Annotated in this window: 17 protein-coding genes; 8 read left to right on the top strand and 9 right to left on the bottom strand. The window is 71.7% G+C overall.

What is annotated here, in order from left to right; all coding sequences use genetic code 11:
• Positions 1-415: 415 nt before the first annotated feature.
• Positions 416-865 (top strand): PTS sugar transporter subunit IIA, encoded by a 450-nt coding sequence (locus ACZ7L7_RS34645; protein WP_453604248.1) that lies wholly within the window; start codon positions 416-418, stop codon positions 863-865.
• A gap of 83 nt (positions 866-948) precedes the next feature.
• Entirely contained in the window at positions 949-2619 is a 1671-nt protein-coding gene (gene ptsP / locus ACZ7L7_RS34650) for a phosphoenolpyruvate--protein phosphotransferase (protein WP_472077876.1), read from the top strand.
• A 69-nt stretch (positions 2620-2688) separates the two neighbouring features.
• On the opposite strand, the gene ACZ7L7_RS34655 is transcribed toward ptsP, so the two are convergent.
• Both ACZ7L7_RS34655 and ACZ7L7_RS34660 read right to left on the bottom strand, forming a co-directional pair.
• On the bottom strand, positions 2689-3582 hold the full coding sequence (locus ACZ7L7_RS34655; protein WP_472077877.1) for a hypothetical protein: 894 nt from the start codon (positions 3580-3582) through the stop codon (positions 2689-2691).
• A 122-nt stretch (positions 3583-3704) separates the two neighbouring features.
• The gene (locus tag ACZ7L7_RS34660; RefSeq protein WP_472077878.1) at positions 3705-5672 is read right to left on the bottom strand and encodes an acetoacetate--CoA ligase; all 1968 of its coding nucleotides are present in this window, start codon (positions 5670-5672) and stop codon (positions 3705-3707) included.
• Between the two features lie 214 nt (positions 5673-5886).
• Between ACZ7L7_RS34660 and ACZ7L7_RS34665 the strand changes: the two genes are divergently transcribed.
• Positions 5887-8262: a glycoside hydrolase family 31 protein gene (locus ACZ7L7_RS34665; RefSeq protein ID WP_472077879.1), complete on the top strand. Its 2376-nt coding sequence runs from the start codon at positions 5887-5889 to the stop codon at positions 8260-8262.
• Here ACZ7L7_RS34665 and ACZ7L7_RS34670 read toward each other — a convergent pair.
• Positions 8256-8789, bottom strand: a complete 534-nt coding sequence (locus ACZ7L7_RS34670) for an NUDIX domain-containing protein (RefSeq protein WP_471429960.1) — start codon at positions 8787-8789, stop codon at positions 8256-8258. The genes ACZ7L7_RS34665 and ACZ7L7_RS34670 overlap by 7 nt on opposite strands.
• Before the next feature lie 169 nt (positions 8790-8958).
• On the opposite strand from ACZ7L7_RS34670, the gene ACZ7L7_RS34675 reads away from it, so the two are divergent.
• The 4 genes from ACZ7L7_RS34675 (at position 8959) to glpK (ending at position 13180) form a co-directional block, all read left to right on the top strand.
• Positions 8959-9387, top strand: coding sequence for a Zn-ribbon domain-containing OB-fold protein (locus ACZ7L7_RS34675; RefSeq protein ID WP_453604242.1), 429 nt, complete (start codon positions 8959-8961; stop codon positions 9385-9387).
• The gene (locus ACZ7L7_RS34680; protein WP_453604240.1) at positions 9384-10574 is read left to right on the top strand and encodes a lipid-transfer protein; all 1191 of its coding nucleotides are present in this window, start codon (positions 9384-9386) and stop codon (positions 10572-10574) included. The genes ACZ7L7_RS34675 and ACZ7L7_RS34680 overlap by 4 nt, the downstream gene beginning before the upstream one ends.
• 346 nt (positions 10575-10920) lie before the next feature.
• Positions 10921-11646 carry an MIP/aquaporin family protein gene (locus ACZ7L7_RS34685; protein WP_453604238.1) on the top strand — a complete coding sequence of 242 codons (726 nt, stop codon included), beginning with the start codon at positions 10921-10923 and terminating at the stop codon, positions 11644-11646.
• 22 nt (positions 11647-11668) lie between these two features.
• The gene (gene glpK / locus ACZ7L7_RS34690; RefSeq protein ID WP_285511319.1) at positions 11669-13180 is read left to right on the top strand and encodes a glycerol kinase GlpK; all 1512 of its coding nucleotides are present in this window, start codon (positions 11669-11671) and stop codon (positions 13178-13180) included.
• Positions 13181-13258: 78 nt separating this feature from the next.
• Here the strand turns inward: glpK and ACZ7L7_RS34695 are convergent, their stop codons facing one another.
• Genes ACZ7L7_RS34695 through ACZ7L7_RS34715 form a run of 5 tightly spaced genes read right to left on the bottom strand, consistent with a single transcriptional unit; the run spans position 13259 to position 21211 of the window.
• Positions 13259-13864 (bottom strand): GTP-binding protein, encoded by a 606-nt coding sequence (locus tag ACZ7L7_RS34695; protein WP_285511320.1) that lies wholly within the window; start codon positions 13862-13864, stop codon positions 13259-13261.
• Complete coding sequence (locus tag ACZ7L7_RS34700) at positions 13845-17462, bottom strand: hydantoinase B/oxoprolinase family protein (protein WP_471591745.1); 3618 nt, start codon at positions 17460-17462, stop codon at positions 13845-13847. The genes ACZ7L7_RS34695 and ACZ7L7_RS34700 overlap by 20 nt, the downstream gene beginning before the upstream one ends.
• A 24-nt stretch (positions 17463-17486) precedes the next feature.
• Entirely contained in the window at positions 17487-17882 is a 396-nt protein-coding gene (locus ACZ7L7_RS34705) for a DUF742 domain-containing protein (RefSeq protein WP_453604233.1), read from the bottom strand.
• Positions 17883-17891: 9 nt separating this feature from the next.
• Positions 17892-18329, bottom strand: coding sequence for a roadblock/LC7 domain-containing protein (locus ACZ7L7_RS34710; protein ID WP_285511323.1), 438 nt, complete (start codon positions 18327-18329; stop codon positions 17892-17894).
• A complete protein-coding gene (locus tag ACZ7L7_RS34715) occupies positions 18326-21211 on the bottom strand; it encodes a nitrate- and nitrite sensing domain-containing protein (RefSeq protein ID WP_472077880.1) in 2886 nt (961 codons plus the stop codon). Before ACZ7L7_RS34715 ends, ACZ7L7_RS34710 begins: the two co-directional genes overlap by 4 nt.
• Before the next feature lie 421 nt (positions 21212-21632).
• Between ACZ7L7_RS34715 and ACZ7L7_RS34720 the strand changes: the two genes are divergently transcribed.
• Positions 21633-22226, top strand: a complete 594-nt coding sequence (locus tag ACZ7L7_RS34720; RefSeq protein WP_285511325.1) for a hypothetical protein — start codon at positions 21633-21635, stop codon at positions 22224-22226.
• Positions 22227-22269: 43 nt separating this feature from the next.
• Here ACZ7L7_RS34720 and ACZ7L7_RS34725 read toward each other — a convergent pair whose 3' ends face one another.
• On the bottom strand, positions 22270-26865 hold the full coding sequence (locus tag ACZ7L7_RS34725) for a hypothetical protein (protein ID WP_453604230.1): 4596 nt from the start codon (positions 26863-26865) through the stop codon (positions 22270-22272).
• Between the last annotated feature and the right edge of the window lie 8 nt (positions 26866-26873).

The following is a 26873-nucleotide window of genomic DNA, read 5'->3' on the forward strand; positions in this document are numbered from 1 at the left end:
GGCGTTGACTTTTGGCACGCTGTTGAGTTCTCAAGGAACGGACGCTTCCTTTGTACTCACCCTCTCGGGCTTTCCTCCGGGCGCTTCCCTTCGGTGTTTCCAAACTCTATCAGGGTTTTTCCGACCCTCTGACCACCGTCCTGCAGGCATGCAGAAAGTGACCCCGAGACAGGATCTGACAAGTTTGGGTGCTGCCGAGTGATGACGCTTGGTTCGCGTCGTTCACCCCCAGGCAGGGTTACGACTGTACACGCGGCCGAGGAGGCGCCGCAAATCGATAGAGGCTATAGTGGTCTAGACCACCAGACGGCCGGTCATGCGGAACCTGTGCTTCCTATGACACGCTGCTGAACAGTGCGCCGTCGGGTACAGGCAGTGACGGCCCATATGACTCTCCACCCCTGGGAGGCTTCCCATGACCACCGTGACGTCCCCGCTCGCCGGACGCGCCATCGGACTCGCGGCAGTGCCGGATCCGGTCTTCTCCGGGGCCATGGTCGGCCCGGGTACCGCGATCGACCCCGTCCGTGAGCCCTCCGAAGCCGTCTCCCCCGTGGACGGAGTCATCATCTCCCTCCACCCGCACGCGTTCGTAGTGGTGGACGAGCACGGCCACGGCGTGCTGACCCACCTGGGCATCGACACCGTGCAGCTCAATGGCGAGGGCTTCGAACTGCTCGTGAACAAGGGGGACACCGTGACCCGCGGCCAGGCCGTGGTGCGCTGGGACCCGGCCGCGGTTGAGGCCGCCGGCAAGTCCCCGGTGTGCCCGGTCGTCGCTCTCGAAGCCACCGCCGAGGCCCTTGCCGATCTCCGTGACGAGGGCGATGTGAAGGCCGGCGATAGTCTCTTCCTTTGGAAGTGACGTCATCGCAGGCCGCCCCGTGACGGCACGTAGGGAGAACCACCGCGGCGGCGGGACCCGCCGCATTAACGGAGACGGGTGAGATGGAGACAACGCTGCGAGGCGTCGGCGTGAGCCACGGTGTGGCGATCGGCGAGGTTCGGCACATGGGAACGGCGGTCCTTGAGCCGCCGGCCAAGCAGATCCCGGCGGAAGAGGCGGAGCGCGAGCAGGGGCGGGCTCGCAAGGCCGTGGAGGCTGTGGCAGCCGATCTGATGGCGCGCGGCAATCTGGCGGGGGGCGAAGCCCAGGCGGTGCTTGAGGCGCAGGCCATGATGGCCCAGGACCCCGAGCTGTTGGCGGACGTGGAGCGGCGTATCGCCGTGGGGAGCACCGCCGAGCGCGCGGTGTACGACGCCTTCGCCGCGTACCGCGAGTTGCTGGCGAACGCCGGTGAGTACCTGGCCGGCCGGGTGGCCGATCTGGATGACGTGCGGAATCGTATTGTCGCTCGTCTGCTCGGGGTTCCGATGCCGGGTGTTCCGGACAGCGACGAGCCGTACGTGCTGGTCGCCCGGGATCTCGCGCCGGCCGACACGGCACTGCTGGACCCGACCCTGGTGCTCGGTTTTGTCACCGAGGAGGGCGGTCCGACGAGTCACAGCGCCATCCTGGCGCGCGCCCTCGGAGTACCGGCCGTGGTGGCGCTGCCCGGGGCCGGTGAGCTGGCCGAGGGCACGCTGATCGCTGTCGACGGCAGCACCGGCGAGATCTTCGTGGAACCGAGCGAGGAGAAGAAGGAGCAGCTGCGGGCTGCTGCCGCCGAGCGCAAGGCCGCGCTGTCCGCTTCGACCGGTCCTGGTGCCACGGCCGACGGTCACAAGGTGCCGCTGCTGGCCAATGTCGGTGGGCCCTCGGACGTGCCTGCCGCGGTCGAGGCCGGTGCCGAGGGTGTCGGTCTGTTCCGTACCGAGTTCCTCTTCCTGGACGACAGTAAGAACGCGCCGTCGGAGGAGAAGCAGGTCGAAGCGTACCGCCAGGTCCTGGAGGCGTTTCCCGAGGGGCGTGTCGTGGTGCGGGTGCTGGACGCCGGTGCCGACAAGCCGCTGGACTTCCTGACCCCGGCCGACGAGCCGAACCCGGCTCTGGGCGTGCGGGGGCTGCGGACGCTGTTGGACCACCCGGAGATCCTGCGCACGCAGCTGACCGCGCTCGCCAAGGCTGCCGAAGGTCTGCCGGTCTACCTGGAGGTCATGGCCCCCATGGTGGCCGATCGCACGGATGCCAAGGCGTTCGCGGAGGCCTGCCGTGAGGCGGGGCTGCAGGCGAAGTTCGGCGCGATGGTGGAGATCCCGTCGGCGGCGCTGCGGGCGCGCTCGATCCTCCAGGAGGTCGAGTTCCTGTCACTGGGCACCAACGACCTCGCGCAGTACACCTTCGCCGCTGACCGTCAGGTGGGTGCGGTGTCCCGGCTGCAGGATCCGTGGCAGCCGGCGCTGTTGGACCTGGTGGCGCTGTCGGCCGAAGCGGCGAAGGCCGAGGGCAAGAGCTGTGGTGTCTGCGGTGAGGCCGCGTCCGATCCGTTGCTGGCGTGTGTGCTGACGGGTCTGGGTGTCACCTCCCTTTCCATGGGTGCGGCGTCGATTCCCTATGTGCGGGCGACTCTGGCCAAGTACACGCTGGCCCAGTGCGAGCGGGCCGCGGCCGCCGCGCGGGCTGCTGACAGTGCCGACGAGGCACGCAGTGCCGCGCAGGCGGTGCTGTCCGGCGAGTAGTCGGTCCGGGGCCTGGGTCCCGGGGTCGTGAGGGGCGCTCCGCCTGCGGGTGGGGCGCCCCTTTCACGCTCAGTGGGTGTGCGCTGTTCCTTCTCCTGGTTCTCCGAGGTCCGGTGGGACCGTGTAGTCGACGTTGGACTCCGGGGAGATGAGCTCGCCGGATTCGGCGTCGGTGCAATAGGCGTCGAAGACCTCTCCGGCCGTGAGGGGTTCGAGGCCGTCTCCGCGCAGGCGCCATCCGTAGATGGTGTCGGCGCTGCCGGGTGCGCTGGTGCGCATGACGAGTCCGCCGGTGCTCCGGGTGGCGATGCCGAGGGCGAGGACGGTGGTGAATTCGAGGGCTTCGGCTTCGTCGAGTTGTGTGGTGCCGTGGGTGTCCTCGTCGGCCTGGAGGACGGCGACCAGGGGTTCGGGTGTGCTGGAGACGCTGCAGACGAGGTGCCGGTGGCCGGGGCGTGCGGTGTCGAGGATGCGGACGAGCAGGGCGGAGGCGCGGGTGAAAGCCGCGCGGCCGATGTCCTCGCCGCAGGTGGCGCAGGCGCCGAGGCGGGCCAGGAGGGTGGAGGCGTACTCCCAGGTGGCCTGGCGTACCGCTTCGTCGATGAGGTCCGGGACGAGGTCGGTCAGGGGTTGTCCCTCGTAGGGGAGGCTGGGGCCGGTGGTGGCGAGTTCGGCGGTGTAGCGGGTGCGGCTGGACGGTACGTCCGGGTCGAGGCCGGTGGCCGCGCAGAATTCGGCGTACTCCTGAGGGTCGAAGAGGGCCACTGTGGTGTGGCTGCCTTCCGAGGCGCGGGTTTTGAGGAGGGTCTCGACCTGTCGGAGGTAGGTCGTGTGGTCGTCGAAGGTGAAACTTCGGTAGCGGCGCATGGTACGGAAGTCGTGCTCGTCGGTGAGCAGGCCGATGGTGCCGGCGATTTCGCGGTGCAGGACGTGTCGCATGGTGCGGTGGTCGGTGTGCGTCATGTTTCCCCCTGTGTGCACGGTCGATCAATGCTCACTCACAGTAACCGGGGGCACTGACAATGCGTCCGGCCTCGGACTTTGTCGTCCGAGGCCGGTGGCGGAGGGTGTGGTCGCGCGAGGTGTCAGGCGCGCTTGCGGGCGAGGTCCTCGTAGAAGTGGAGCAGGTCGAGGTTGTCGATGGAGCCCGGGTTGACGGCCTTGTCGAGGGGGGTGCCCTGGAGGAGGCGCTTGACGGGTACCTCGATGCGCTTTCCGGTCAGGGTGTGCGGGACGCCCGGCACTTCGATGACCTCATCGGGGACGTGGCGCGGGGAGAGTTGTTCGCGGATGGTTCGCTTGATCCGGTCGAGCAGGGCGCCGTCGAGGACCGCGCCGGGCGCGAGCTGGACGAAGAGGGGCATCCAGTAGCCGCCGTCGGGCTGCTCGATGCCGACGACGAGGGACTCCTTGATCTCGGGGAGCCGCTCGACGGCCTCGTAGATGTCGGCGGAGCCCATCCGTACGCCCTGGCGGTTGAGCGTGGAGTCGGAGCGGCCGTGGATGATCACCGAGCCGCGTGAGGTGACGGTGATCCAGTCGCCGTGGCGCCAGACTCCGGGGTAGGTGTCGAAGTAGCTGTCGTGGTAGCGGGTGCCGTCGGGGTCGTTCCAGAAGCGGATCGGCATGGAGGGCATCGGGTTGGTGACCACCAGTTCGCCGACCTCGTCGATGAGGGGTTTGCCGCTGGGGTCCCAGGACTGCAGGTCGGTGCCGAGGCAGGCGGCCTGGAGTTCGCCGATGTAGACGGGCAGGGTCGGTACGGCTCCGGCGAAGCAGGAGCAGACGTCGGTGCCACCGCTGACGGAGGCGATCCAGAGGTTGTCGCGGACCTCGTCGTGCAGCCAGCGGAAGCCGTCGGGCGGCAGGGGGGAGCCGGTGGTGGCGACGCACTGCACTTTGGAGAGGTCGAAGTCGCGGCCGGGGTGGACGTCCGCCTTGCGGCAGGCCATGACGTAGGCGGCGGAGGTGCCGAAGAGGGTGGCGCCGGTGCGTTCGGCGACGCGCCACTGGGCGGCGGTGTCGGGGTAGCCGGGGCTTCCGTCGTAGAGGACGACCGTGGTGCCGGTGAGGAGGCCGGAGACGAGGAAGTTCCACATCATCCAGCCGGTCGAGGTGTACCAGAAGAAGGTGTCCTCGGGGCCGAGGTCGCAGTGCAGGCCGAGCTGTTTGAGGTGTTCGACGAGGATTCCGCCCTGGGACTGGACGATCGCCTTGGGCAGTCCGGTGGTGCCGGAGGAGTAGAGCACCCACAGGGGGTGGTCGAAGGGCACCTGCTCGAAGACCGGCTCGGTGTCGGCGCCGGTGAGCGCGGACCACTCCATGGCCCCGTCCACGGCCGGGGTGCCGATGAGGGGGATGTGGACGACGGCGCGCAGGGTGGGCAGTTCACGGCGGAGTTCGGCGACGGTGTCGCGGCGGTCGTGTTCCTTGCCGCCGTAGCGGTAGCCGTCGATCGTGAACAGGACGACCGGTTCGACCTGCTGGAAGCGGTCCAGCACGCTGCGGGCGCCGAAGTCGGGGGCGCAGGAGGTCCATACGCCGCCCACGGCGGCTGTGGCGAGGAGGGCGACGACGGCCTGCGGAATGTTGGGCAGGTAGCCGCTGACGCGGTCCCCGGGGCGTACTCCGAGGGCGCGCAGTTCGGCGGCGAGGGAGCCGACCTGGCGGCGCAGTTCGCCCCAGCTCATGGGGGTCACGTCGTGGGTTTCGTCCACGTGGAGGAGCGCGGCCTCGTCGGCGCGGGTGTCGGCGGCGCGCAGGGCGTGCTCGGCATAGTTCAGGGTCGCGTCGGGGAACCACTGGGCGCCGGGCATCTCGCGGCTGCCCAGCACGCGCGCGTAGGGCGTGGAGAACCGGACGTCGAACCACTCGGTGACGGCTTTCCAGAAGGTGTCCAGCTCGTCGACGGACCAGCGTTGCAGTGCCGCGTAACCGCCCTCCGCCGGCGCTCCGTGGCGCTCGGCGGCCCAGGTCTGGAACTTGGTGACCTGTGCTCGGGCGATATGTTCCGGATCCGGCTGCCAGAGCGGCTCGGGGTTCAGGGTCGACATGTAGCGGCTCCCGGACTGTGCGCGTTGTGGGCGTCATCCGCGCACGAGCTGGGTGTGCGCGTGACGCGGCTGACACGGACGATGCCATGTGATCGACTCCTGCACCAGGGTGCCCCGCACATAGTCCGTGTCGCGAGGATGTGGCGGCCCACCACAGGTGAACGGAGATTGAACGACACGCATGTGGGACGCGGTGAATGGCAGGCTGAGCAGCATGGACGGTCGTGACCTGGTGCGTTCGGTGAGGAGGGCCGGTTTTTTGGGGACGGCTCAGGGGTTGCGTACCGTGCGGGCGGCTTGGCGCAGATGGCGTGCGGACGCCGTCGGGCTGCCTCCCCGGGGGGCCGAGCGGGCGCGCGTGCCCGGTGCCGTGCGGGCTGCGGAGCCCGGGCCCGGCGGCGGGGTTCTCCGGTTCAGCCGGTCGGTGCTGCGGATCACGGTGGCGGTGAACGGTGCCGTGTTCTGGGGCTGGGACGGGGCGGAGGCGGAGCCGTCGTACGCGTTGGCGGGCGGGTGTCCGGAGCCCGATCCGCGGGCGGTGCTGGAGCCGGACACGGACGGGGGCTGGCGGGTGGTGGCCGAGCGGGTGACGGTGGTGGTCTCGCGGCACGGTGCCGTCGAGGTGCTCACCCCCGGCGGGGTATCTCTGCGGCGCGATCTGCCGCCGCGCTGGTGGGAGCCGGTGGGCGGCGGTCCGGCGCGGTGGATGCAGCGCTCGGAGGTGGCCGCTGACGCGCGCTTCTTCGGGCTGGGCGGCCGGGCGTCGGGGCCCCGGCTGCGCAACGGTACGTACCGTCTGTGGAACACCGACCCGGGCCGTGTCTACGGCCCGGAGGACGATCCGCTGTACCTCACCATGCCGGTGCAGATGGTGGTGGCCGACGCCGCGACGCATCTGGTGTTCCACGACACGTCCTGGGACGGCACGGTGACGTTGCGGGAGGGCGAGGAGGGGGCCGGTTCCGGTCACGACCGCGTGGGGATGTCCGAGCTGCGTATGGAGGGCGGTCCGCTGCGCTGCTGGGTGATGGTCGGTACTCCCGCGCGCGTGCTGCTCGCCTGGGCCTCGCTGACGGGGGGTGCCGCGGTGCCGCCCGCGTGGGCGCTCGGGCACCATCACGCGAGGTGGGGTTTCGGCAGTGAGCAGGAAGTGCGGCGAATCGTTTCGGGCTACTTGGAGCGCGGGCTGCCGCTGGACGCGGTTCATCTGGACATCGACCACTTCGACGACCACCGCGTGTTCACCGTCGACCGCGAGCGTTTCCCCAAGCTGCCGCAGCTGGCCGACGACCTGCGGCGGGACGGCATACGGCTGGTGTCGATCGTCAACCCCGCGGTCAAGGCCGAACCCGGAATCGCCGTCTACGACGGCGGGGCGGCCGTGGACGCCTTCGTGCGGAACGCCGGTGGTCGGCACGTGGAGGGGGTCGTGTGGCCCGGGGAGGCGGTGTTCCCGGATTTCACGCACGCGCGCGTGCGTGAGTGGTGGGGTGCCCTGTACGAGGAGCGGCTGGCGCAGGGGTTCGCGGGCTTCTGGCACGACATGAACGAGCCCACGTCGTTCACCGCGTTCGGGGAGTCGACATTGCCGCGTTCCGCCCGGCACTCCCTGGAGGGGCGCGGCGGCGATCATCGTGAGGCGCACAACGTGTACGCGTTGTGCATGGCCCGGGCGGCGTACGAGGCGTTGCGCGAACTGTCGCCCAAGGAGCGGCCCTTCGTGTTCTCCCGTTCCGGGTGGGCGGGGCTGCAGCGCTATGGCGGCACGTGGTCGGGGGATGTGGCGACGGGGTGGCCGGGGCTGCGGGCCTCGCTGTCCCTGGTGCTGGGGCTGGGTCTGTGCGGGGTCCCGTACTCGGGGCCGGACATCGGGGGCTTCGACGGGAGTCCGTCGCCCGAGCTGTATCTGCGCTGGTTCCAGTTGGGCGCGTACCTGCCGCTGTTCCGGACGCACGCCGGGCTGCGCGCGGGGCGCAGGGAGCCCTGGGAGTTCGGTCCCGAGGTGCTGGAGCACGCGCGTGTGGCGCTGCTGGAGCGCCGTCGGCTGCTGCCGTACTTCCTGACACTGGCGCATTCGGCCCGCCGTACCGGGGCGCCCTGTGTGCGGCCGGTGTGGTGGTGGACGCCTGAGGACCGGGCACTGCGCGACTGTGAGGACGCCTTTCTGCTGGGCGACAGTCTGCTGGTGGCGCCGGTGCTCGGTCCCGGTGCGGACCGGCGTGCGGTGCAGTTGCCGCGCGGGCGCTGGTACGACGTGGTGACGGAGCGGGTCTACGAGGGTCCTGGTCAGGTGCTCGTGGACGCGCCGCTGTCACGGATTCCGGTGCTCGCCCGCGCGGGGGCCGTCCTTCCGGTGCGTGGGAAGGACGGCGGGCTGGAGTTGGAGGTGTGGGCGCCCGCGCGGGGCCGCACCGGGGGCGGGCTGGTCGTGCCGGACGCGGGCGACGGCTGGGACGAGCCGGAGATCGAACGGTACGTCGCCCGCTGGCAGGGCCGGCGGGTGGTCGTGGAGCGGGAGGGCGAGGGCGGCGCCGGTGAGCCCGACTACCCGGTGCGGGTGCGCGGGCTCGACCGGGGCCGATCTCAGTAGCGGCCCTCGAACCAGGCCCGTGCGGCCACGGTGTGCAGGGGGAAGGCGAGTTCCTGGGGGCGGCGCAGCAGTTGCCAGCCCTCGGTCTCGTGCGTCGCCACGGACGGCGGGAGACTGTCGGCCGGACGCGTGGGAAGGACCCCGAAGAGCAGCAGATGCCCGTCGGGGGCGCTCATGGCGTCCACCAGGCGTACGTCGCGGGCCGCGGCGTCGATGCCGGTCTCTTCCTTGAGTTCGCGGACGACGGCCTGCCGCCAGTCCTCGCGGTCGTCGATGTAGCCGCCGGGCAGCGCCAGGCTCCCCCGCGCGGGGCCGATGGCCCGGGTGATGACGACCAGGGCTGTCCCCTGGGTGTCGTACACCGGCTGGAGCGCGATGGCGACGGGAAGCGGGTTGCGGTAGGCGACCGCGCCGCAGGCCGGGCAGGTGCGGGGCCAGCCGGTCACGCCCTCTCCGAAGGGCGCTCCGCAGCTCGAACAGTGGCAGTCCGGCGCGGAGTTGGGGTTGGAGGTTTGAGTTTCGGACACGCGGCGGACTGTAGCCGATCACGAGAACGACGTCTTCCGCGGGCGGCCCAGGAACGTTCCACCAGCGGGTCTCGAAGGGGCGGTGCCCTTTCCTGCGCGCCCGTGTCACACTTCTGACGTTCCGTCAGATCCGTTCCGGGGAGGGCCTTTGTCGCGCTCACATTCGCCTGTGGTCGAGGGTTGGTTCACCGGGGAAGGGGACGGCTTCCGGCTGCTCGGCACGCGCTGTTCCGCCTGTGCGTCGGTGTTCTTCCCGCGCGAGGACACGCACTGCCGCAACCCGGGGTGCCTGGGCGGCGCGTTGGAGGAGGTGCCGCTCTCCCCCAGGGGCCGCGTCTGGTCGTACACGGACAGCCAGTACCGGCCGCCGTCACCCTATGTGACCGATCCGGAACTTCCGTGGCGGCCGTACACGTTGGTCGCTGTGGAACTGGAGGCAGAGCGCCTGGTGGTGCTGGGTCAGGCGGTTGTGGGGGTCACGGTCGGTGATCTGACCGTGGGCATGGAGGTGGAGGTCGTGCCGGGGGTGCTCCACGAGGACGCGAAGACCGTCTGGACGACCTGGCAGTGGCGGCCGGTGAGGGGGCGAGCGGCGTGACGGACGAGGTGGCGGTGCTCGGCGTGGGCCTGCACCCGTGGGGCAAGTGGGGGCGCGGCTTCGTCGAGTACGGGGCGGTGGCCGCACGCGCCGCGCTCGCCGACGCGGGGTTGGACTGGCGGGAGGTGAGCTCGATCGTCGGGGCGGACACCGTGCGGGGCGGGTATCCGGGGTATGTCGCCGGGGCCACGTTCGCCAAGGCGCTCGGCTGGCAGGGGGCGCGGGTCACCAGCGTGTACGCGGCCTGCGCGTCCGGGGCACAGGCCATCGGTGCCGCGCGGGCGCAGATCCTCGCCGGGCTCGCGGACACCGTGCTCGTGGTGGGGGCCGACGCGGCTCCCAAGGGCTTCTTCCGGCCTGCCGGAGGGGAGCGTCCGGACGATCCGGACTGGCTGCGGTTCCGCGTGCTCGGGGCGACCAATCCCACCTACTTCGGGCTCTACGCGCGGCGGCGCATGGCTCTCCACGGGGACACCGCGGAGGACTTCGCGCAGGTCAAGGTGAAGAACTCGGCGATGGGTGCGCTGAATCCGTACGCCCGCTACCGCAAGCGGGTCACCGCCGAGGAGGTAGCCGCCTCCCCCACGGTGGCCGATCCGCTGCGGCTGCTGGACATCTGCGCGACCTCCGACGGCGGGGCTGCGCTGGTGCTGTCCAGCATGGATTTCGCCAGGCGGCACGGCCGGGCGGAGGCGGTGCGGATCCGCGCGGTGTCCACCGTGACCCCGCGCTACCCCAACACGGTGCTCGACCTGCCGGACATCGCGACGGACTCGGCGGTCGCGGTGGAGCCCGCCGCGGAGTCGTTCCGCGCGTCGATCGCCCGCGCGGCCTACGAGGAGGCGGGCGTCGGTCCTGAGGATCTGTCCCTGGCGGAGGTGTACGACCTGTCCACGGCGCTGGAGTTGCAGTGGTACGAGGATCTGGGGCTGTGCGCCGAGGGCGAGGCGGCGAAGCTGCTCCGGGAGGGCGCGACGGCGCCGGGCGGGCGCATACCCGTGAACGCCAGTGGGGGGCTCGCCTCCTTCGGTGAGGCCGTCCCCGCCCAGGCCATCGCCCAGGTCGGCGAACTGACCTGGCAGTTGCGGGGGTTGGCGGGCGACCGGCAGATACCGGGCGCGCGCGTGGGCATCGCGACGAACCAGGGGTTGTTCGGGCACGGATCGGCCGTCCTGGCCGTGCGCTGACGCCGACGGCGGCCGAAACCCGCCCCCCACAACGGCCGCCCCGGCGTACAGAACACGCCCTCAAACCGTTGCTGTCCACGACCTTGACGCCCTTGGGACACCGGTGAACACTTCCGGTGTCAGTCGACATCGCCGTACATTCACGGCGTACCAGGCACAGTGCCGCGCGGGACCGGCCTGTTTCAGCCATGGCCGTTCCCCGAGGGGCGATGCGACGACGGCACGCTCGTCACGGACGCCGGGCGGGGCGCGGGACCCTCCCTGCCTTCGGTTGAAGTCGCTGTGGGAAACGCACCCTGCACGAGGGCCGGGGTCGATCACTCCGGGCCAGCGCCTAGGAGCCGCCATGAGCAACGGAGACATCTTCGTCGGTGAAGTCATAGGCACCGCGATCCTGATCCTCTTCGGCGCCGGAGTCGTCGCCGCCGTCGTACTGAACTACTCCAAGGCCAAGGACGCGGGCTGGGTCGTCATCGCGTTCGGGTGGGGCTTCGGCGTGATGGCCGGGGCGTACACGGCCGCGCCGCTTTCCGGCGGGCACCTCAACCCGGCGGTGACCGTGGGGATCGCCATCGACACCGGTGACTGGGACAAGGTCCCTGTCTACATCGCCGGACAGATGGTCGGCGCGATCCTCGGCGCGGTGCTGTGCTGGCTGGTCTACTTCGCGCAGTTCCAGGCCAACGCCGAGGAGGACAAGGCGCAGCCGACGCTCGGGATCTTCGCCACGTCGCCGACGATCCGCAAACCCGTGGCGAACCTCATCACCGAGATCATCGCGACCATCGCCCTGGTGCTGCCCATCCTGGCGTTCGGCCTGACCGAGGGCCTCGGCGAGTCCGGCACGGCGATCCTCATCGTGTCGTTCCTGGTCGTCGGCATCGGTCTGTCGCTCGGCGGTCCCACCGGATACGCCATCAACCCGGCCCGTGACCTGGGGCCTCGGCTGACGCACGCCGTCCTGCCGATTCCGAACAAGGGCACCTCGGACTGGGGCTACTCCTGGATTCCTGTGGTCGGGCCGCTGATCGGCGGGGCGCTGTCCGGGCTCATCTTCAACGCAGCATTCTGAAGGAACCCACGAAGGGGACGTCATGACGAACAAGTTCGTCGCTGCGATCGACCAGGGCACCACCTCCAGCCGCTGCATCATCTTCGACGAGAACGGCGCGATCATCGCCGTCGACCAGCGCGAACACCGCCAGATCTTCCCCAAGCCGGGGTGGGTGGAGCACGACGCCACCGAGATCTGGTCCAAGGTCCAGGCGGTGGTCGCCGGGGCCCTCGCCAAGGCCGGACTGCGCGCGGACCAGCTCAGCGCGCTCGGCATCACCAACCAGCGCGAGACGACGGTGCTGTGGGACCGCGCGACCGGCAAGCCCGTACACAACGCGATCGTGTGGCAGGACACCCGCACCTCGGCGCTGTGCAACCAGCTCGGCGGCTCGGACGGGCAGGACCGCTTCCGCGAGCAGACCGGCCTACCGCTGGCCAGCTACTTCTCCGGCCCCAAGGCGGCGTGGCTGCTGGACAACGTGCCAGGGCTGCGGGCCCGCGCGGAGCGCGGCGAGATCGCGTTCGGCACCATCGACTCCTGGCTGATCTGGAACCTCACCGGCGGCACCGACGGCGGCCGGCACGTCACCGACGTCACCAACGCCGGGCGCACCATGCTGATGAACCTGGAGACCCTGCAGTGGGACTCCTCGATCCTCTCCGCCATGAACGTCCCCGAAGCGGTGCTGCCGGAGATCCGCTCCTCCGCCGAGGTGTACGGCACGGCGGTGGGCCAGCTCGCCGGGGTGCCGGTCGCCTCGGCGCTCGGCGACCAGCAGGCGGCGGTCTTCGGGCAGGCCTGCTACGACGTGGGCACGGCCAAGAACACCTACGGCACGGGCAGCTTCCTGCTGCTCAACACCGGCAACCGGCCGGTGCCGTCGAAGAACGGTCTGCTGACGACCATGGGCTACAAGATCGGCAGCGAGGCGCCCGTGTACTGCCTGGAGGGGTCGATCGCCATAACGGGCGCGCTCGTCCAGTGGTTCCGCGACCAGCTCGGCATCATCCGTACGGCTGATGAGATCGAGTCCCTCGCGGCGAGCGTCGAGGACAACGGCGGCGCGTACATCGTGCCCGCGTTCTCGGGTCTGTTCGCGCCGTACTGGCGCTCCGACGCGCGCGGAGTGGTCACCGGCCTGACCCGCTACGTGACCAAGGCGCATCTCGCGCGTGCCGTGCTGGAGGCGACGAGCTGGCAGACGCGCGAGGTCGTGGACGCCATGTACCAGGACTCCGGGGTGCAGATCACCACTCTGAAGGTGGACGGCGGCATGACGAAGAACAACCTGCTCATGCAGCACCAGGCGGACGTCCTCGACGTGCCGGTGATCCGGCCCAAGGTGTCCGAGACGACGTGCCTGGGCGCCGCCTACGCGGCCGGGCTCGCGACCGGGGTGTGGAACGACCTCGACGAACTGAAGGCGCACTGGCGGAAGGACGTCGAGTGGACGCCGTCGATGGAGTCCGCGGTGCGCGACCGTGAGTACCGCAACTGGCGCAAGGCGGTGGAGAAGAGCTTCGGCTGGCTGGAGGACGAGGAGGAGTAACCACGCGCGCGTGCGGTACTCCACAAGCCGCGGCCCGTACCCCGGTCGGCGGGGGTACGGGCCGTGCGCGCGCGTGGATCAGGTGGTGACCTTCTGGCGCCGGTCCGCCGCCTGGGCCATGGCGTGCTGGACGACACCGATGAGCACTTCCTTGACGGACTCGCGGTCCCGGGCGTCGCACAGGACGAGCGGGACGTCGTCATCGAGATCGAGCGCGCGCCTGATGTCCTCGACCGGGTAGCGGGCGGCGCCCTCGAAGCAGTTGACTCCGACGAGGAAGGGTATGGAACGCCTCTCGAAGTAGTCGATCGCGGCGAAGCAGTCCTCAAGGCGCCGCGTGTCGGCCAGGACGACCGCCCCCAGGGCGCCCTCGGACAGCTCGTCCCACATGAACCAGAACCGCTCCTGGCCGGGTGTGCCGAAGAGGTACAGCACGAGGTCCTCGCGCAGGGTGATGCGGCCGAAGTCCATCGCCACGGTGGTGGTGGTCTTGCCCTCCACACCGCTGGTGTCGTCGATGGGTCGGCCCGCCTCGGTGAGGTACTCCTCGGTGCGCAGTGGCCTGATCTCGCTGACCGAGCCGACGAGGGTGGTCTTGCCCACCCCGAAGCCTCCGGCCACGAGGATCTTGAGCGTGACGGGCTCGACCGGCGGCTTGCCGCGCTCAGAACGCCCGAAGATCATCGATCTCTTCTCCTGCTTGATGGGTGTCGGGCGACGGTGGGCCGTACCCTCCGCCGCCGGGGGTTTCGATGACGAGTACGTCGCCGGGGCCGACCTCGGTCGTGTCGCTTCCGCCAAGTGCGGTGACCGTGCCGTCCGCGTGCTCCACGCGGTTGACGCCGAGCGCACCGGGCTTCCCGCCCGCCATGCCGTACGGCGGGACCCTGCGGTGCTGGGAGAGCGTGGAGACCGTCATGGGCTCGTGGAAGCGGATGCGGCGCACCGCGCCGTCCCCGCCGCGCCACCGCCCGGCCCCGCCGCTGCCGCGCCGGACGGCGAACTCGTCGAGCTGCACCGGCAGACGCCACTCCAGGACCTCGGGGTCGGTGAGCCGGGAGTTGGTCATATGGGTCTGGACGACGGGGGCGCCGGCGAAGCCGTCGCCCGCGCCGGATCCGGAGGCGACGGTCTCGTAGTACTGGTGGCGTTCGTTGCCGAAGGTGACGTTGTTCATCGTGCCGGAGCCCTCGGCCTGGACGCCGAGCGCGGCGTAGAGGGCGCCGGTGATGGCCTGGGAGGTCTCCACGTTGCCCGCGACGACGGCGGCCGGGGGTTCGGGGGCGAGCATGGAGCCGGGCGGCACGATGATCCTCAGGGGGCGCAGACAGCCGTCGTTGAGGGGGATGTCGTCGTCGACGAGGGTGCGGAAGACGTACAGGACGGCCGCGTTCACCACGGCGAAGGGGGCGTTGAAGTTGGTGGCGAGCTGCGGTGACGTACCGGTGAAGTCGATGGTGGCGGTACGGCTTTCGCGGTCGACGCGCACGCGGACGCGGATGACGGCGCCGGAGTCGGTCTCGTAGGAGTACTCGCCGTCGTCGAGGGCGTCGATGACGCGGCGGACCGCCTCCTCGGCGTTGTCCTGGACGTGCCGCATGTACGCCTGGACGACGTCGAGTCCGAAGTCCTCGATCATGCGGCCGACTTCGTCGACGCCCTTCTGGTTGGCGGCGATCTGGGCGCGCAGGTCGGCGAGGTTGGTCGTGGGGTTGCGGGAGGGGTAGGGCGCCTCGGTGAGCAGTCGGCGGGTCTCCTCCTCGCGGAAGCGGCCGCCCTCGGTGAGGAGCCAGTTGTCGAAGAGGACGCCTTCCTCCTCGATGGTGCGGCTGTCGGCCGGCATGGAGCCGGGGGCGATGCCGCCGATCTCGGCGTGGTGGCCGCGGGACGCGACGTAGAACAGGATCCGGTCACCCTCCGCATCGAAGACGGGGGTGATCACCGTGACGTCGGGCAGGTGGGTGCCGCCGTGGTAGGGGTCGTTGACGGCGTAGGTGTCGCCCGGCCGCATCGAGTCGCCCCGGCGCTCGATGACCTCCTTGACGCTGGTGCCCATCGAACCCAGGTGGACGGGGATGTGCGGGGCGTTGGCCACCAGGTTTCCGTCGGGGTCGAAGAGGGCGCAGGAGAAGTCCAGGCGCTCCTTGATGTTGACGGACTGGGCCGTGGACTCCAGGCGGGCGCCCATCTGTTCGGCGATCGACATGAAGAGGTTGTTGAAGACCTCCAGCAGAACGGGATCTGCTTTTGTGTCGAGATCGGAACTCTGTGTAATCGCCGCCCGTTCCATGGCCAGATGCCCGTCGTCGGTCGTCGCGGCCCGCCAGCCGTCGTCGACGACGGTCGTCGAACCGGCCTCGGTGATGAGCGCGGGTCCGGTGACGGTCACGCCGGGGGGCAGTTCCTCGCGGCGGTGGAGGGGTACGTCGCGCCAGACGCCGCCCGTGTGTAGGCGGACGGTGCCGGGGGCGGAGGGGGCGCCGCGGTGGGTGCCCAGGGTGGAGAGATCGGGGGGTTCGGTGATGCCGGTGGCTTCTACGGAGAGGGCTTCGACGACGACCGGGCGGTCGAGGGCGAAGGAGTACGTGGCGCGATGACGTTCTTCGAAGACGCGGCGCATGGTGTCGGGTTCGGTGAGCTCGACGGAGAGGGTGGTGTCGGTGCCGTCGTAGCGGAGCTGGGCGCGGCGGACGACCGTGATGCGGTCCTCGGGGACGTCCTCGGCGAGGAGTTCGGAGCGGGCGGCGGATTCCAGGTCGTCGGCGGTCTTGCGGACGGCCGGCATGGCGGGCGGCTCCAGGGGGGCCTCGACGGACTGTTCGCGCATGGCGGTGGTGTCGGCGAGGCCGATCCCGAGTGCGGACAGGACACCGGCCATGGGCGGGACGAGGACAGTGCGGATGCCGAGCGAGTCGGCGACCATGCAGGCGTGCTGGCCGCCCGCGCCACCGAAGGTGGTGAGGGCGTATCGGGTGACGTCGTGGCCCTTCTGCACGGAGATCCGCTTGACCGCGTTGGCGATGTTGGCGACGGCGATCTGGAGGTAGCCCTCGGCGACCTGTTCCGGGGTGCGGTCGTCGCCGGTCTGTTCCCGGATCTCGCGCGCGAGGGCGGTGAACCGTTCACGGACGAGGTCCGCGTCGAGCGGCTGGTCGCCGTCGGGGCCGAACACATGCGGGAAGTGGGCCGGTTGGATACGGCCGAGCATGACGTTGGCGTCGGTGACGGCGAGCGGGCCGCCGCCGCGGTAGCAGGCGGGGCCGGGGTCCGCTCCCGCCGAGTCGGGTCCCACGCGGTAGCGGGAGCCGTCGAAGTGGAGCACGGAGCCGCCGCCCGCGGCGACGGTGTGGATATCCAGCATGGGCGCGCGCAGCCGGACACCGGCGATCTGGGTGGTGAAGACCCGCTCGTACTCGCCCGCGAAGTGCGAGACATCGGTGGAGGTGCCGCCCATGTCGAAGCCGATGACCTTGTCGAATCCGGCCAGCTGCGACATACGGGCCATGCCGACGATGCCGCCGGCCGGGCCGGACAGGACGGCGTCCTTGCCGCGGAACTGCCGGGCCTCGGCGAGGCCTCCGTTGGACTGCATGAACATCAGCCGGACGCCGTGGAGCTCGTCGGCGACGTGCTGGACGTAGCGGCGCAGGACCGGGGAGAGGTAGGCGTCGACGACGGCGGTGTCCCCGCGCGGGACGAGCTTCATCAGCGGGCTGACCTCGCTGGACAGCGAGATCTGGGGAAAGCCGATGTCCTCGGCGAGCTGTCCCACGGCCTGTTCGTGGGCGGGGTGGAGGTGGCTGTGCATGCACACCACCGCGACGGCCCGGATCCCGTCGTCGTACGCCTGGCGCAGCGGCCCGGCGAGGGCGTCCAGGTCGGGGGCGCGCAGCACGGTGCCGTCGGCGGCGATGCGCTCGTCGACCTCGACGACCCGCTCGTGGAGCTGCTCGGGGAGTTCGATGCGGCGGGCGAAGATGCGGGGCCGGTTCTGGTAGGCGATGCGCAGGGCGTCGCGGAAGCCGCGGGTGATGACGAGGAGGGTGCGCTCGCCCTTGCGTTCCAGGAGGGCGTTGGTGGCGACGGTGGTGCCCATCCGGACGGCCTCGATCGGCTCGTCGGAGCCGTTCATCAGCAGGCGGACCCCTGCGACGGCGGCGTCGGAGTAGCGTGCCGGGTTCTCCGAGAGGAGTTTGTGAGTGAGCAGTCGGCCGTCGGGGCGTCGCGCGACGATGTCCGTGAAGGTTCCGCCTCGGTCGACCCAGAACTGCCAGCCTGTCACGTCGCTACCTCGCTTCCGCGCCGGTCACAGCGCCCGGAGGCCGTTGATCACGTCGCGCAGGATACTCTCGTCGACCAGCTCCGCCGGGGGGACGGGCCGGTTCACATGGACGAGTTTCTCCGCCACGAGGTCCCCGACGAGGACGCGCACCACACCGATGGGCAGGTCGAGTTCGGCGGCGAGTTCTGCGACGGACTGCGGGGTGTCGCGGCAGCGTTCGACGATGTCCACGTGTTCGGGGGACAGCGTCGAGTCCTCTTCCGGGTCGTCCGCGCGCGCGTCCGCGACGACCACCGCGATGAGGTCGAGGCGGTGCTGGGCCGCACTCGTGGTGCGGCCGCGCGTCATGGCGTACGGACGGACGACCGGCCCGGCCTCGTCGTCGAACCAGTGGCTTGTTGCCTGACCCTCTGCACTCATGTCATCCCACTACCCGCCCGCGGGCAGATCGGTGCGTGGAGTCGTGCCCAGATGCACACCGACCCGCTTGACGAGGAGCGTCATCTCGTAGGCGACCTGGCCGACGTCGGAGTCGGCGTCCGAGAGCACGGCCAGGCAGCTGCCGTCGCCCGCGGCCGTCACGAAGAGGAAGGCCTCGTCGAGCTCGACCACGGTCTGCCTGACGCTGCCGGCCTCGAAGTGGCGGCCGACGCCCTTGGCCAGGCTGTGGAAGCCGGAGGCGACGGCGGCCAGGTGCTCGCTGTCCTCCCGGGTCAGGTCCTTGGACGCGCCTGTCGGCAGTCCGTCGCCGGAGAGCACGACGGCCTTGCGGATGCTTGCGACGCGGTCCACCAGCTCGTCGAGGAGCCAGTTGAGCTCGCCGGACCCCGTGGTCCCGGTGTCGTCGGTCGCCTTCGGTGCGGTCATCGACCGTCCCCCTTGTTCGTTCCTCGTGGTGCTGTGCCGCCCGGGGCGTCGTCCCCCGCGGCGTTCTCCTCACGGCCGCGCTGCCAGCCGCGCTGGAGCGCGGACATCCGGCTGCGGACCTCATCGGCGTCCCGCTCGTCGGGCTCGGTCGTGCCCTCGGTCGGTCGAGCGGGCTCCCGTTTGAGCTGGGGCGCCAGATTGGCCTGGCGTACGCGCCTGGGCAGGGGCGCCGCACCGGGCTGCGGTGGCGCGGGGTCCGGGCCGGCGTCGGCATCGGCCGGACCGGGTGCCTGGCGGCGGTCCGGGGAGTTCGGGGTGCGGGACTCGATCTCGGCACGGCGGATGCGGCGGGGAAGCGACGGGGGCTCCCCGTCCGCATCACCGCGAGCCGCTTCCCTGGGCTCGCCCAGCTGCGGCGCGATGTCGGCCCGCGCCGACGGCTCCGTGCCGCCCGGGCCGCGGCGCAGTGGCGAGGCGCCCCGGCGCCTGGTGGGCAGCGGTGCGGGGGCGTCGGGGTCGTGCTGGCCGGCGTCCGACGTGGACCCGCCCTTGGGCTCGTCCCGCCGGGAGCGCTGGTCGGTGACCGGGCGCCCGTGGGAGCTGACCAGCTTGGGGGCGCCGCGCCGGACCAGGGGGACGGCCGCGCCGAGCTGGTCGTCCGGCGCGAGCCGGTCGGGGGCACCGGTGCGTGGCCTGCCGGTGGTGTCCTCGGTGCGGGAGAGACGGGACCGGCGGGGGCGGAACAGGCCGCCCTGCTCGCCGTCGTCCTCGTCCAGCGCGTCCGGGAAGTCGTCCAGGGCGTCCAGGTCGACCGGCGCTTCCAGCTCGACCGGACCGTCCAGGAGCTGGGTGGGCAGACCGGGGAGCGGTACGGGCACCTGGGCCAGCGCGGTGCGGCGGCTCTCCTCCAGCCGGCGGGCTTCCTCCAGCTCGGCCTCCTTGGAAGGGCCGGGACGGTCCAGGCGGAAGCCGATGCCGTTGGTGTCCGGGACCTCGTCGGACAGCAGGGCGTCGGGGATGAACACGACGGCGGTGGTGCCGCCGTACGGGGACGGCTGGAGGGAGACGCGGACGTTCTGGCGCTGGGCGAGCCGGCTGACCACGAACAGGCCGAGCCGGTCGGTGTCGGAGAGCTCGAACTCGGGGGTCTCGGCGAGCCGCAGGTTGGCGTCCAGCAGGGCGTCGGCGGCCATACCGAGTCCGCGGTCGTGGATCTCCAGGGTGAAGCCGTTGGCGACGCGCTCACCGAGCACCTGCACCGCGGTGTGCGGCGGGGAGAACACGGTGGCGTTCTCCAGCAGTTCGGCCACCAGATGGGTGACGTCCGCGACGGCCGGGCCCGTGACGGCGACGCGGGGCAGCCTGCGGACCTCGATGCGCTCGTAGTCCTCCACCTCGGCCACGGCGGCGCGCACCACGTCCATGAGCTGGACGGGCTTGCGCCACTGCCGGGACGGGGCGGCGCCGGAGAGGATCACCAGGCCCTCGGCGTGCCGCCGCATACGGGTGGTGAGGTGGTCGAGGCGGAACAGGTCGGCGAGTTCGTCGGTGTCCTCGGTCCGGCGTTCCATGGTGTCGAGGAGGGTGAGCTGCTTGTGGAGCAGCACCTGGCTGCGGCGGGCCAGGTTGACGAAGACCTCGGAGACACCGGCGCGCAGTTCGGCCTGTTTGACGGCGGCCTCGACGGCGGCGCGCTGGAGGGTGTTGAGGGCCTGGCCGACTTCGCCGATCTCGTTCTTGTCGTACTCCAGGCGCGGCACTTCGGTCTCGACGTCGACCTGTTCGCCCGCCGACAAGCGGCGCATCACGCTGGGCAGCCGGACGCCGGAGGCCTCGTGGGCGTCCAGGCGCAGCTGGCGCAGATCGCGGATCAGGCCGCGGCCGATGCGGACGGACAGGAACAGGGAGACCAGCAGGGCGAGGAGGCCGAGCACACCGGCGATGACCGCCTTGGCGATGACGCCCATCGCGACGGGCCGGACGCGTTCCTGATAGCGGTCGCCCGCCTCGTCGTTGAGTTCGGCCACTTCGGCCAGCACATTGCCGGCCGCGGTGTCCCAGCTCTTCGCCGTGACACCGCTGGGGGTGCCCGCCCCGTCGGAGACGGCGGCCTGCTCGGCGACGCGCAGCGGGGCGCTGCCGGCGTTCTTCCAGAAGCGGCTGAAGCGGTCGCGTTCCCAGGAGGGCAGCAGAGGGAGGTTGACGTCGTAGAGGAGGTCGCGCTGGGCCGCGTAGTCGGAGACCTCCCGGACCTCCACGCGGGTGAGTTCGCCGACGACGAGCGCGGAGCCGAGGAGGGCGTCCTCGCGGGAGAGGAGTTCACGGGCGCGGGCGAGGTTGATCAGGGCGCGGTACTGCTTGTCCATCTCCACGTTGTCGACGACGTGGAGGTTGGCGAGCAGGTTGTAGCAGGGGTCGACCAGACCGTTGTAGAGGTCGAGGGCGGTGGCGCGGTTGACGGTGCCGTCGTCGACGCTGCGGCGCAGCGGGCCGAGGCCGTCGAAGGCGTCCAGGACCGTGGTGAGACGCTCGGCCGTGCCCTGGCCCATGGCGTCGCGCACATCGGGGTCCTCGGCGTTCGCGCGGATCTCGGCGATGGCCCTGTCGGTGGCGGTGCGGCTGCGGGCGAGGGCGGACTGGCCGTCGGAGGCACGGGGGTCGGCGAGGTGGACGAGGGTCTGGCGGCGTTCCTGCTGCAGGACGCGGACCGTGTCCTCGATGGGGTAGCCGATCTGCTCCACGACGGACGACACGTTGAACAGCTGTTGTGCCTCGCGCCCCGTCAGTACCGTGGCGAAACCCCAGATGGCGGTCAGGGACACCAGCGGCACGAGAAGCAACGCCACGATCTTCCGGCGGATGGACTTCCCGCGAAAGCGCATGGCCTCCCCCAGCTCGGCCCCCGTCGGGCGGGGGTACATATGTGCGTCAACAAACGGCGCGAGCCTACTACCGACGGACTGGTAACTCGAAGAGCTGACCGGAACCTGAACTTCCGCACCGGGGGCGAGAGATGGGGAGTTGTCGGGTCATTGGGGGAGATTGCCTCCCGGATTTCGAGTGCCGACCGGCCGAACAAGCTCTGTTCAACGGTCGCGCCAATTGGCCGGAATTTTTCCTTCGTTGGGAATCTTCGGGGCGTGTCGTTCGTCCTACTCATCAGGAAACGGGGGCGGAATCGGCCACAGGAGCCGCGTCTCGCAACCGGGCGGCGTAAATCAGCGCAAGCCGGGCAGCCACAGGGAAGCCGGGTCTTCGGACACGGGAGCGAGCGGTCTGCTGGCGGTGGGGAGTGACACGGTGATGGGCACGGCGGAGCGGCGCGAGGCGCCCGACGACGGTGGAGCGGCGGCGCGCTCGACGGTGCGTGAGAGCCCTCGGGCGTCGGATCGCGACATTCCGGCGGTCCGGAGCGAATCATTCAGGGCCGTCGAGGAGAAGGCGGCGCCCGTGACCGACGAGGCTGTTGAGGAAGAGGAGTTCGAGGAGGTTCCGGAGCGGGTGGCGTACCGCCCGCTGTGGGTCGAGGAGCCCGCGAAGCGGCACCGCATGCCCGATCCGGTGCGGACCGCGGCGGTGCGTGCGGTCCTGATCATCGCGGTGACGCTGATCCAGGCGATGGTGGCCTTCCTGTGCACCCTGGCCGGATCGTGGCTGGCGTTCCCCATGGTGCTGAGCGGTGTGGCGAGCACGGTGGTCGCCACCTGGGCGGCGCTGGACGTCTGGGTGACCCGCCAGGTGTGGAAGCAGCGCAACGGCGTGGTCTCGACCCCGGCCAGCACCGCACGCGCGCTGCGCCGCGAGCGGCGCCGGGCCCGCCGCCAGGAGCGCGCGGCCCAGCGCGCCCACGAGCGGATACGCAGGCGGGGCGGCGCCGGGCAGCTGTCGCACCCCTGACAGCGTCTGCCGGGAGGGGTCGCGCGTCCCTCCCTGGAGACGGTCAGGGCTGGGGCCGCTTGAACATCCGGGTCGCCGTGATCTCGCTGTGCACCGCCTCGTCCCCCTGGGCCTGCTGGGGCAGGCCGGGGCGGAGATGCTCCTCGACGCTGATGTACTTCAGGCCCGCCCTGAGGTCCGCGTCATTGCGCAGCCGGATGACCAGCGGGAACTCGGCGAGCGCGGTGGTGTCGAACAGGCCCGTGGTGTACAGCAGTTGCACACCGAGGGCGTCGGAGACGGCTCGCTGGAGCTCCAGCAGGTAGGTGGCGTTGGCGCGGCCGATGGGGTTGTCCAGGAAGAGCGTGCCCGCGTGCCGGTGCTTGTCCCGGCCCCGGTCGTTGGAGCGCAGGGCGGCCATCGTGCAGTACAGCGCGATCGCCGCGGTCAGGAGCTGACCGCCGGAGAACACATCGCCCATCTGTCCGACAGGCACGCGCTCGGCGCGCAGGACGGCGTCCGGCTTGAGGATCTCGACGGCGACGCCCTTCGGCTGGAGCGCGGCGGCGACTCCGCGCAGCAGCAGGGACATGCCGTCCCGGCGCAGGTCGGAGTTCTTCTTCACCGCGGCACGGGTGGCCTCGTCGATGACCTCGCCGAGCCGTTCGGTGAGGGTGGCCTGGTCCGGTTCCTCGAACCGGATGCGCAGGAACTCCTGCCCCGACCACTCGCCGAGGCCCTCGGGCAGCCGGGACAGCCGCTGCGCGGACCGGAGCGTCGCCAGCGCGGACTCCACCAGGCCGCGCAGCCGGTCCACGATGGAGTCGCGGTTGCGCTCCAGCTGGTCCAGCTCGTCGGTGAGGACGCGCAGGCGGGGTGCGAAGGCATCGGCCCACTTCTGCGCGTGCTCGGGCAGCGCGGCGGCGGGCAGTTCCCGGATCTGCTGGCGTGCGGGAGTGCGTACCTGTTCGTAGCGGGTGGAGTTGGCGTGCCGCACCAGCACGTCGCTCGCGTCGCGGACGGCGGACTCGGCGGCAGAGAGGTCGGCGGCGCAGCCGCGCAGGGAGCGGCGGGCCTCGGCGGCGGAGTGCCGGGCCTCCTCCAGCGTGCCGGGGTACGGCTCGGGCTCCTCGTGGTCCTCCTCCGGGGCGTGCTCGCGCAGCAGGTCGCGGAGCATCGCGGCGATCTCCTCGAAGCCCGCGGCCGCGTCCTCGGCGGCGCGGTGGGCGGCCAGCAGCTCGGCGTGCGCCTCGCGGGCCTGGGCCAATGCCTCGGTGCGTGAGGCGAGTTCGGCGGTGGCGGTGCGCAGAAGGGCCTGGGCGTGGTCGGCGTCGCGCGGCTGGAGCTCCTCGGACAGCCCGGTGTGCGCCTCGCCGTCCTCGGGTGCGAGCCGTTCGGCCTCGCCGCGCAGCCGGCCGAGCTGTTCGCTGGCGCTCGACATGCGTGTCTCCAGGAGCTGCACCAGCTCCTCGGCGCGGGCGACGGCCGCCTGTCGGGACGGACCGTCGGAGCCGTCGGGCGACTGCAGCAGTTGCTCGGCGCGGGTGCGGACCTTGTTGCTGAGCCGGTCCAGCTCCGCGCGTGCCGCGCTCTCGTCGCTCTCCGCGCGCGCCTGTTCGGCCCGCAGGTCGGCGCCCACGCCGACCTTCTCGTAGACCTGCGAGGCGGCGCGATACGCCTCGCGGAGCGCGGGCAGCGACGCCGTCGGGGCGTCCGTGTCAGTGTCCGGTACGTCGTCGGGGGCGCCGGCGATCTCGGAGCGCTCGGCGCGCAGGGCGCGGGCCGTGCGGCGGGCGTCGTCGGCGGCGCGCTGGGCGGCGCGCCGGTCCTCGTCGGCGGCGCGGGCCCGTTCCAGGCAGGCCTGTGCGCGGGCCTCGGACTCGGTGGCCTCGTCGGCGAGTTCGCGCAGCTTGGCCTGCCAGCCCGCCCGCTCGCGCAGCCGGAAGGCGAGCCCGGCGAGGGCGTCGGCGGCGCGCCGGGCCCTCTGCGCGGCCTCCTGCCGCTCGTCGCGGACCTGGGCCGCTTCGGCGGCGGCTTCGTCGGCCTCCGCGCGCACGGTGCGGGCCTCGGCCAGCTCGGCCTCGGCCTCCTCGGCGAACGCGCGCGCCTCGCGGGCTGCCTCGGCCAGCTCCACGAGCCGTCCGGCCGGGCAGCCGGTGCGCCAGGAGGCGAGCCGGGCGGCCAGTTCGCGGTCCTTGCCGAGCCGGGCGGCGAGGGTGCGGATCTCCTCGTCCCGCTCGGTGGCGCGGGCGCGCAGTGCCTGCCGTTCCTCGTCGGCGGCGTGCTCGTCGTGCATCGCCGGGTTCGGCGGTACGAGGAAGACGTCGCCGCTCAGCGCGTCCGTTCCCGGGGTCGGCGCGAGGAGGGCGGCGGCGGTGCCGACGGCCACGGCGGAGCGGGGCAGCAGGGCCGCCTCGCTGAGCGCCTCACGGGCGCGGACGTGGGTGTCGGGGTCGGTGATGATCACGCCGTCGACGAGTTCGGGCCGGGCGGCCAGCACGCGCGCGTGGTCGGCGGGGTCGACCGCTTGGGCGAGGTAGCGCCAGCCGGGCAGTGCGGGGATGCCGTGCTCGCCGAGGAACTCCACGGTGGCCAGGACGTCCGGTCCCGGCGGCAGCAGTCCCCCGTCGCCGAGGGCGCCGAGGATGCGGGAGTCGTCGGCGGCGGCGGTGCGCAGGTCGAAGAGCTGCCGTTCGGCGGAGGAGACGGCGTCGTCGAGGAGTTCGCGCAGCTCGTCGGCGAACCGGTCGAGTTCCTCGGCGCTCAGCGCGCCGCGCTCTTCGTGCCGGGGCTGCGGGACGGTCGTCCGGCCGGAGCCGGTGAGGCTGAGCAGTTCCGCCAGCCTTTCCTCGGCCGCCAGGGCCTCCGCGAGGCGCCGTTCGGCCTCAAAGGACCGCTCCGCCGCCGTGGCCGCGTCGGAGGCGCGGGCCGCGGTCAGCTCCGCGCGGGACTCGGCGGCGGCAGCCTCGCGCGCGTGCTCCGAGGCGCGCCGCGCGGCCTCCCGCGCGGTGTCCCAGGCGGCGACGGCGCTCTTCTCGGCGTCGCTGGCGGCGAGCGCCGCGCGGGCCGGGTCGGCGTCGGGCGCGCTGTCGTCCAGCCAGCCCGCGCGGACGGCCTCGGCCGTCTCCTGCTCGACCTCGGCGAGCCGCTGCTTGAGGTGGCCGATCTCGCTGCGGGCGCGCTGGGCCTCGGTGGCGGCGGAGGTGGAGTCGCGGTAGGCGGATTCGCTGACTTCCTGGAGGGCGGCCGAGCGCTCCTCGCCCTCGTTGGCGAGGGCCTCGGCGCTCTCCGCGGCCGCGTGCAGCGCGCGGACGAGATCGACGGCGGCCTTCGCGCGGGCGGCGAGGGCGGGGGCCGCGTCGCGCTCGGCCTCCTGGATGGCGGCGGCCACGCGCGTGACCCGGTCGGCGGCGGCGCGATGGCGCAGTACGGCCTCGGCGGCCTGCCACGCCGAGTGCAGGGTGCGGGCGTCGGCCAGCTCGCGCTTCTGCGCGGCCGCGGACTTCTCCGCCGCGGCGAGCGCCAGCGAGGCGTGCCGGTAGGCGAGTTCGGCGGCGACGAGCGCGCTGCGCTCGCGGGCGGCCTCGGCGTGCGTGACGGCGTACGCGGCGGCGGTGACCCGCTGGGCGAGGTCGGCGGCTCGTACCCGCTCCTGGACGCCGCGAGCGGACAGCCGCCGGGCCAGGGTCCGGGTGCGGCGCTCGGCCCCGGCGTGGATGTCACGCGCGCGGGAGCGCGTCTCGGCGGCCTCCACGATCCGGCCGAGCAGGTCGACGGAACCGGCCGTGAAGTCGCGCTCGGCGATCAGTTCGGCGCGTCGGCCGAGCTTGTTGCCGAAACCGCTGACCAGGTCGGCGAGGCCGTCGGTGTCCCGGGTGTCGGTCACCGCGCGCAGCAGCAGATCGGTGAAGTCGGAGTCCTTCTTCACCGCGAAGAGACCGGCCGCCTCGCCCTCGTCGGCGTTCATCTCGCGCTGATAGCGGAAGAGTTCCGGGTCAAGGCCGAGGTCGCCGAGGTGCTCGATCCACCGGTCGTGGATCTCCTCCCAGTGCACCTCCAGGTGCGGATACGCCTTGCCCGCCTCGGTGAGCGCGTCCCGGAAGCCCTTCATGGTGCGCCGCCGCCCCTGCGCGCCCGAGGTGCCCTCGGCGGGCGGCCGTACGGCGGTGGACTCGGCGACCGGCAGGCTGTCCAGGGAGAGGCCGGGGCCGGGCCGGAAGGAGTACCAGGCCTCGGCGAACTTGCGCGGGTCGTTGGAGACCTGCCGGCCGCGCCACTCGCTGACCTTGCCGACCACCACGCACTCGCCCGTCAGCGTGTGCTGCCATTCCAGGGCGACATGGCCGCAGTCGTCGGCGAGCAGGAACTTGCGCAGCACGCCGGAGCTGGCGCCGCCGAGGGTGTTGCGGTGGCCGGGGAGCATCACCGAGAAGATCAGCTTGAGCAGGACGGACTTGCCGCCGCCGTTCTCCAGGAACAGCACGCCCGCGGGCGCGGGGCGGCGCGGCGGGCCGACGGGCTCCTCCTCGAAGAACTCCGCCTGCGTGGGCGCGGGGTCGGGCACGGGCTCGCCCACGCCGCGCAGGTCAAGCACGGTGTCGGCGTAACGCGCACCGGCGGGCCCGATGGAGTAGAGGCGGACCCGGGACAGCTCGTACATGGCGGACT

It is taken from the genome of Streptomyces sp. NPDC110618, from assembly GCF_055657065.1.